We start from the raw sequence: 7,314 nt of genomic DNA, 5'->3' as shown, positions 1-7,314 counted from the left end.
CACAGGGGAACGGTGGATGGGATTACTTGAGGTTACCGCTGAGGAACTGCTTCAGCCGTTCACTCTTCGGATTGCCCAGCACATCTTCCGGCGCACCTTCTTCTTCCACCAGCCCTTGATGCAGAAACAGCACCTGACTCGATACCTTGCGTGCAAAGCTCATTTCGTGGGTGACCATGATCATCGTCCGGCCTTCTTCAGCCAGACCCTGAATCACTCGCAACACCTCACCCACCAGCTCCGGGTCGAGCGCCGAGGTCGGTTCGTCGAACAGCATCACTTCCGGTTCCATCGCCAGCGCCCGGGCAATCGCCACCCGCTGTTGCTGGCCGCCAGAGAGAAACGCCGGGTACTGATCGGCAACCCGTGCGGGCAGGCCGACCTTGTCCAGATAACGGCGGGCGCGGTCTTCGGCTTCCTGCTTGCTGCAACCCAGCACCCGGCGCGGGGCCATGGTGATGTTTTCCAGCACGGTCATGTGGCTCCACAGGTTGAAATGCTGGAACACCATCGCCAGGCGCGTGCGCAGGCGTTGCAGTTCATTCGGGTCGGCGACGTGCATGCCGTGGCGGTCGGTGACCATGCGGATCGCCTGGCCATCGAGGCTCATGGCGCCATCGTTGGGTTGTTCGAGGAAGTTGATGCAGCGCAAAAAGGTGCTTTTGCCCGAGCCGCTGGCGCCGATCAGGCTGATCACGTCGCCGGTTTTGGCCTTGAGCGAAACGCCTTTGAGTACCTGATGGTCGCCATAGCTTTTGTGCAGACCTTCAACAGTCAATTTGTACATGGGACAGACATCCTCAAGGCGAAAGTAGGTAGCCGCTGCGATAGGCTTCGGCGCCCGCCACGTGGGCGATGACCATTCCGGCAGTGGCCATGCGCCGCAGCGAGCGGGCGTACATCACGCCGGCAGCGGTACAGCAAATAGAGGTCACCCGATCAGTGATCGGGTCGATGATTTCGGCAATCTGTTGCCCGGCGTCGAGGTATTGCCCGGCCTGTGCGGTGTACACCAGCAGGCCGCCCACGGGCGTCACCACCGGTTCGACACCCGCCAGTGGCGAGGCGGCGAAGGGCAGCGGCGGCAACGCTGCCGGTTCGCCGACAATCGCGCCGAATTGCACCAGATAGTCGAGCAATGCCTGGCAGTCGCGGCTGGCCATCGGATGATTGACGTCACCCTGGCCGCGCAATTCGACGGTCACCGAAAAGCTGCCCAGCGGAATTGCAAAGTGCTCGCCAAAGCGTTCCTGCAGTTGCCACCACAGCAGGGTGAAGCACTCGTCGAACGACTGGCCGCCGGAATCGGTGGCCAGCAGACTGGCCTGGGCTTCGATGTAACACGCCAGCGGTTCGACCTGCGGCCACGCCTCGGGCGTGGTGTAGAGGTGAACTACCGATTCGAAATCGCAGTGCAGGTCCAGCACCATGTCGGCATCGCAGGCCAGCCGTTGCAGGGTCAGGCGCTGGGATTGCAGTTGCGTGGCGGCGGTCTGGCGGGCGAGGGCATTGCGCAGGCTGGTGCGGATCAGCTCAAGGTTGCGCTGCGGGTCGTCGCCCAGCTTACCCTCGATGTCGTTGCCGATTTCTTCGCTGAGGTCGACGAACCAGCGATTGAAATTCTGCCCGCTCTCCAGTTCGTAGCGGCCCAGCGGCACGTCCATCAGCACTTGTTCAAGGCCGACCGGGTTCGCTATCGGCACCAGCACGATCTGGCTACTCAGGCGCCCGGCGGCTTCCAGCTCCGCCAAGCGCTGCTTGAGATGCCAGGCGACGAGCATGCCGGGCATTTCATCGGCATGCAGCGAGGCCTGGATGTAGATCTTGCCTTGGGCCTGCTCCGGGCCGAAGTGGAAGCTGTGGATCTGTCTTGCGGTCCCCGGTACCGGGGCCAACAGGTCATGGATCTGGTGTCGCATTACAGGTTTTCCTAGTGGGTCGGCCCGAGGAACGCCAGCCATCGGCGTTCGGCGAGGCGGAACAGGCCGACCAGCGCAAAGGTAATGGTCAGGTAGATCAGCGCGGCGATGCCGAACGACTGGAAGGTCAGGTAGGTCGCCGAGTTGGCGTCCCGCGCAACTTTCAGGATGTCGGGGATGGTCGCGGTGAAGGCCACGGTGGTCGAGTGCAGCATCAGGATCACTTCGTTGCTGTAATACGGCAACGAGCGACGCAGCGCCGACGGCATGATCACGTAGGCGTACAGCTTCCAGCCGGTCAGTCCGTAGGCCTTGGCCGCTTCGACTTCGCCATGGTTCATGCTGCGGATCGCTCCGGCGAAAATCTCCGTGGTGTAGGCGCAGGTGTTCAGGGCGAACGCGAGGATCGTGCAGTTCATCGCATCGCGAAAGAAACTGTCGAGCAACGGCTGCGCGCGCACGGCGGCCAGGCTGTAGATCCCGGTGTAGCAGATCAGCAACTGGATGTAGAGCGGCGTGCCCCGGAACAGGTAGGTGTAGAACTGCACCGGCCAGCGCACATAGAAGTGCGAGGACACCCGGGCAATCGACAAAGGGATCGACACCAGAAAGCCAATGAAGATCGAGGCGCTGAGCAGCCACATGGTCATCGCCAGCCCGGTGATGTTGTTGCCGTCGGTATAAAGGAAGGGTTTCCAGTATTCCTGCAGGAGTTCGATCATCGTACGGCCTCCCGGGCACCGGCGGCGTAGCGACGCTCGAGCCAGCGCAGGATGACGTTCGAAGCACTGGTGATCAGCAGATAGATCAAGGCGGCGAGTACCAGGAAGTAGAACAGTTGATAGGTGCTTTTACCGGCGTCCTGCGCGGCTTTGACCAGATCCGCCAAACCGATGATCGACACCAGCGCGGTGGCCTTGAGCATCACCATCCAGTTGTTGCCGATGCCCGGCAAAGCGAAGCGCATCATTTGCGGGAACACCACGAAGCGAAACCGCTGGCCACGCTTGAGGCCGTAGGCGGTGGCCGCTTCGACCTGACCACGCGGTACGGCGAGGATCGCCCCACGGAAGGTTTCGGTGAAATACGCGCCATAGATGAAGCCCAGGGTGATCACCCCGGCGGTGAAAGAGTCGATTTCGATATAGTCCCACTCCATGACGTCGGTCAGGGCCGTCAGCCAGGTTTGCAGGCTGTAGAAGATCAACAGCATCAGCACCAGATCCGGCACTCCGCGAATCAGCGTGGTGTAGAGCTGGGCAGGCAGGCGCAGCAGTTTCGATTTTGACAGTTTGGCACTGGCGCCCAGGAGGCCGAGCAACACGGCCACCAGTAGCGACAACGCCGACAATTTGATGGTCATCCAGGTGCCTTCCAACAGCAACGGGCCGAAACCCTTGAGGCTGAAGGCGGAGAGCCCCAGATTTTGTAAGAGGTTTTCGAACATAAATCAGCAACCTGAGCGGATGGAAAAGGCGCCCATCGAGTGATGGGCGCCAGGGCATTATTTACCGCTGTACAGATTCAGATCGCCAAAGTGTTTCTTTTGAATCTCGGCGTATTTGCCGTCATCGTGTAACGCTTTGATACCTTTATCTAAAAGCGCCTTCAGCTCTTTGTTACCTTTCTTAATACCGACAGCGGTTTTGGCTGGCAGCAATTCGCTGTCGACCGGCTTGCTGACTTCATAGTTGGCGCCATCCGGCGACTTCAAAAAGCCCAGTTCGGCTTGCAGCATGTCCTGGATCGAGGCGTCCAGACGGCCGTTTTTCAGGTCGGCGTAGACCTGATCCTGGTTGGCGTAAGCCTGGATTTTCACCCCGGCCTTCTCCAGTACAGCCTTGGCATAGGCTTCCTGGATGGTGCCTTGCTCGTAACCGACCGACTTGCCCTTGAGGGAAGCGACGTCATCGCTCAGGCCGGAACCCTTCTTGAACACGTAGGAAGTCGGGCCGGAAAACAGCTCGCTGGAGAAATCGATCGCCTTTTCACGGGCCGGGGTCACGGTCATCGACGAGATCACACCGTCGAATTTGTTGGCGTTGAGGCCCGGAATCATGCCGTCGAAGTCGCTTTCAACCCATTTGCACTTGACCTTCAGCTCGGCGCAGATCGCGTTGCCCAGGTCGATGTCGAAGCCCACCAGGCTGCCGTCGGCCGCTTTCGACTCGAACGGTGCGTAGGAAGGATCAACGCCAAAACGCAGCTCTTTGTATTCCTTGGCCAGCGCGGAGCCGGCGGCCATGCACAACGCCAGTGCAGAAAGGGTCAGCAATGCTTTTTTCATTATTCAATCCCTAAGAACCAATATGAGCGCTTGTGGCGCAGAATTATTGTTACTGCAACGCGTACGACCTATAGAAAGTAGCAATTTCCGAACCAGAGTCCCGAACAAGTGTTTTAAAAGGTTGGGGCAGGGGAAGGCGAGAGGGATTGGTGCACGGAAATGGGCGGCTGTTGAGCGCTGCACCAAGTTGGGTCGATGCACGTATTTTTAAGGGATGGAATGAGCCGTTGTGGCGAGGGAGCTTGCTCCCGCTGGAGGGCGAAGCACTCCCCTGGATTTTTCAGACAGGCCGTCTTTTTGCGACTGCTGCGCAGTCGAGCGGGAGCAAGCTCCCTCGCCACAGGGCGTTCATCCAGTTAAATGTGATCGGTGTCCCCGGAAACCGGGTCAGGCCAGCAAATCCTGCAGCGTCGCCAGGCTGTCGGCCTCATCCACCGTCTTGTCCTGCCGCCAGCGCAGCATTCGCGGAAAGCGCACGGCAATCCCGCTCTTGTGCCGTCGCGACAGGGCGATGCCTTCGAAACCCAGTTCGAACACCAGACTCGGCTTGACGCTGCTGACCGGGCCGAATTTTTCCACGGTGGTCTTGCGCACGATGCTGTCGACCTGGCGCATTTCCTCGTCGGTCAGCCCCGAATAGGCCTTGGCGAACGGCACCAGCGCTCGTTGGCTGGATTCTGGCGGGCCGTCCCACACGGCGAAGGTGTAATCGCTGTACAGACTGGCGCGCCGGCCATGTCCGCGCTGGGCGTAGATCAACACCGCATCGACGCTGAACGGGTCAACCTTCCACTTCCACCACACGCCCATGTCCTTGGTCCGGCCCACGCCATACAGGGCGTCGCGGGCCTTGAGCATCATGCCCTCGACCCCCAGTCGCCGCGAGGCTTCACGCTGACGGGCGAGGTCGAACCAGTCGCTGCCGGTCAGAATCGGCGAGGGCAGTAACACCGGGTTGTTACCGTGGGCGATGACTTGTTCCAGTTGCGCCCGCCGTTCGGCCTGCGGACGGTTGCGCCAGTCCTCGCCCTGCCACTCCAGCAAGTCGTAGGCGAGCACCACCACCGGCACTTCTTCGAGGATTTTCTTGTCGAGGGTTTTGCGCCCGATGCGTTGCTGCAGCAGGGCGAACGGTTGCACCGCCGGCGGTGCGCTCGATTGCGGATCGAAGGCGTCTTCGGTGCTCGGATGAGTGCTTTTCCAGACAACGATCTCTCCGTCGATCACCGTGCCGTCGGGTAACGCGTGAACCAGTGTGTCGAACTCGGGAAAGCGCTCGGTCACCAGTTCTTCACCCCGCGACCAGACCCACAGCCGACCCTCGCGCTTGACCACCTGCGCGCGGATGCCATCCCACTTCCATTCCACCTGCCAGTTGCTCGGCGGCCCCAATAGCCCTTCAAATTCCTCGACCGGTTGCGACAAGGCGTGGGCGAGGAAGAATGGGTAGGGCTGGCCGCCGCGCTGGGCGTGTTCGTCGGCGGACTCCGGCGCGATCAGTTTCAGGTAGCTGGCCGCATTCGGCCGGTTCGACAGGTCGGTGTAACCCACCAGCCGTTGGGCCACGCGTTTGCTGTCGAGGCCGGCCATCGACGCCAGTGCGCGGGTGACCAGCAGTTTCGACACGCCAACGCGGAAGCTGCCGGTGATCAGCTTGATGCACAACATCAGGCTCGGCCGATCCAGTTGCGCCCACAGGGCGGGCAGTTGGCGGGCGAGGTATTCCGGGGTTTCACCGCGCAGCGGCAGCAGCTTGTCTTCGATCCATTCGGCGAGGCCCGCCGCGGAGCTGTGCGAATTTTCCGGCAGCACCAGGGAAATGGTTTCCGCCAGATCGCCGACGGACTGATAACTTTCCTCGAACAGCCACGGTTGCAGCCCAGATACCTCCACCGCCAGTTCGCGCAGGATGCGCACCGGCACCAATTGCCGTGGGCGCCCGCCGGACAAAAAGTACACCGCCCACGCCGCGTCCTGCGGTGCAGCCTGGGCGAAGTAACTTTGCATCGCCGCCAGTTTGGCGTTGCTGGACGTGGTGGCGTCGAGTTCGGCGTACAACTCGGCGAAGGCTTTCATGCTTGCACCTCGGCGATGGCAGGTTCGGCGTCGATGTTTTCCTCTTCGTCGTCGCCGTACTCGGTGTTGAAACCCTGCGCGTCCAGGCCTTGTTCACGCAGATGGCGCACCAGCACGCCGATCGAACCGTGGGTGACCATCACGCGCTCGGCGCCGGTCTGTTCAATGGCCCAGAGCAGGCCCGGCCAGTCGGCGTGGTCCGACAGCACAAAGCCGCGATCCACCCCACGACGCCGACGGGTGCCGCGCAGGCGCATCCAGCCGCTGGCGAAGGCATCACTGAAATCACCGAAACGGCGCATCCAGGTGCTGCCACCGGCCGAGGGCGGGGCGATCACCAGCGCCTGACGCATGATCGGGTCGGACTTTTTGATGTCGCCAGCGTAGATCGTCGGCGGCAAGTAAACGCCGGCCTCGCGGTAGACCCGGTTCAGCGGCTCGACCGCGCCGTGGCTGAGGATCGGGCCGAGGCTGGCGTCGATGCCGTGCAGGATCCGCTGGGCTTTGCCGAACGAATAACAGAGCAGCACGCTGGCCTTGCCCGCCGCGATGTTCGCCTGCCACCACTGATTGATCTCGCTGAACACCTGCGCCTGCGGCTGCCAGCGGTAGATCGGCAGGCCGAACGTCGATTCGGTGATGAAGGTGTGGCAGCGCACCGGTTCGAACGGTGCGCAGGTGCCATCGGGTTCGATCTTGTAATCCCCCGACGCGACCCAGACTTCACCGCCGTATTCCAGACGCACCTGGGCCGAACCGAGCACATGCCCGGCGGGATGGAAACTCAAGGTCACCCCGTGGTGGGTCAACCGCTGGCCGTAGGCGAGGGTTTGCAGGCTGATGTCCTGACCCAGACGCGCACGCAAAATCCCTTCGCTGGCGCTGCTGGCAAGGTAGTGCTGATTGCCGTTACGGGCGTGATCGCCGTGGGCATGGGTGATCACCGAGCGCTCGACCGGGCGCCACGGGTCAATATAGAAGTCCCCGGCCGGGCAATACAAACCTTCGGGGCGGGCGATAACAAGGTCCATG

At 61.6% G+C, this 7,314-nt stretch carries 7 protein-coding genes; all 7 read right to left on the bottom strand.

Annotation, left to right across the window (positions count from 1 at the left end; genetic code table 11):
* Window positions 1–22: 22 nt before the first annotated feature.
* Complete coding sequence (locus NTD85_RS21735) at window positions 23–787, bottom strand: ABC transporter ATP-binding protein (protein WP_003222314.1); 765 nt, start codon at window positions 785–787, stop codon at window positions 23–25.
* 13 nt (window positions 788–800) lie between these two features.
* Window positions 801–1,919: a succinylglutamate desuccinylase/aspartoacylase family protein gene (locus NTD85_RS21730; RefSeq protein WP_262143178.1), complete on the bottom strand. Its 1,119-nt coding sequence runs from the start codon at window positions 1,917–1,919 to the stop codon at window positions 801–803.
* A gap of 11 nt (window positions 1,920–1,930) precedes the next feature.
* On the bottom strand, window positions 1,931–2,641 hold the full coding sequence (locus NTD85_RS21725) for an ABC transporter permease (protein WP_003222318.1): 711 nt from the start codon (window positions 2,639–2,641) through the stop codon (window positions 1,931–1,933).
* Window positions 2,638–3,366, bottom strand: coding sequence for an ABC transporter permease (locus NTD85_RS21720; protein ID WP_003222319.1), 729 nt, complete (start codon window positions 3,364–3,366; stop codon window positions 2,638–2,640). Before NTD85_RS21720 ends, NTD85_RS21725 begins: the two co-directional genes overlap by 4 nt.
* Before the next feature lie 57 nt (window positions 3,367–3,423).
* Entirely contained in the window at window positions 3,424–4,206 is a 783-nt protein-coding gene (locus NTD85_RS21715; protein ID WP_003222321.1) for a transporter substrate-binding domain-containing protein, read from the bottom strand.
* A 387-nt stretch (window positions 4,207–4,593) separates the two neighbouring features.
* A complete protein-coding gene (locus tag NTD85_RS21710; RefSeq protein WP_262143177.1) occupies window positions 4,594–6,282 on the bottom strand; it encodes an ATP-dependent DNA ligase in 1,689 nt (562 codons plus the stop codon).
* Entirely contained in the window at window positions 6,279–7,313 is a 1,035-nt protein-coding gene (locus NTD85_RS21705; protein ID WP_262143176.1) for a ligase-associated DNA damage response exonuclease, read from the bottom strand. The genes NTD85_RS21710 and NTD85_RS21705 overlap by 4 nt, the downstream gene beginning before the upstream one ends.
* Between the last annotated feature and the right edge of the window lies 1 nt (window position 7,314).

It is taken from the genome of Pseudomonas sp. 13B_3.2_Bac1, assembly GCF_025466205.1.
Taxonomy (GTDB): domain Bacteria; phylum Pseudomonadota; class Gammaproteobacteria; order Pseudomonadales; family Pseudomonadaceae; genus Aquipseudomonas; species Aquipseudomonas fluorescens_H.
This window is presented reverse-complemented; position numbering and strand designations above follow the sequence as displayed.

What these genes read in the sequence shown, in the direction of transcription:
- NTD85_RS21710 (WP_262143177.1), bottom strand. Translation starts at nt 6,282, where the DNA reads ATGAAAGCCTTCGCCGAGTTGTACGCCGAACTCGACGCCACCACGTCC.
- NTD85_RS21705 (WP_262143176.1), bottom strand. Translation starts at nt 7,313, where the DNA reads ATGGACCTTGTTATCGCCCGCCCCGAAGGTTTGTATTGCCCGGCCGGG.
- NTD85_RS21715 (WP_003222321.1), bottom strand. Translation starts at nt 4,206, where the DNA reads ATGAAAAAAGCATTGCTGACCCTTTCTGCACTGGCGTTGTGCATGGCC.
- NTD85_RS21720 (WP_003222319.1), bottom strand. Translation starts at nt 3,366, where the DNA reads ATGTTCGAAAACCTCTTACAAAATCTGGGGCTCTCCGCCTTCAGCCTC.
- NTD85_RS21735 (WP_003222314.1), bottom strand. Translation starts at nt 787, where the DNA reads ATGTACAAATTGACTGTTGAAGGTCTGCACAAAAGCTATGGCGACCAT.
- NTD85_RS21725 (WP_003222318.1), bottom strand. Translation starts at nt 2,641, where the DNA reads ATGATCGAACTCCTGCAGGAATACTGGAAACCCTTCCTTTATACCGAC.
- NTD85_RS21730 (WP_262143178.1), bottom strand. Translation starts at nt 1,919, where the DNA reads ATGCGACACCAGATCCATGACCTGTTGGCCCCGGTACCGGGGACCGCA.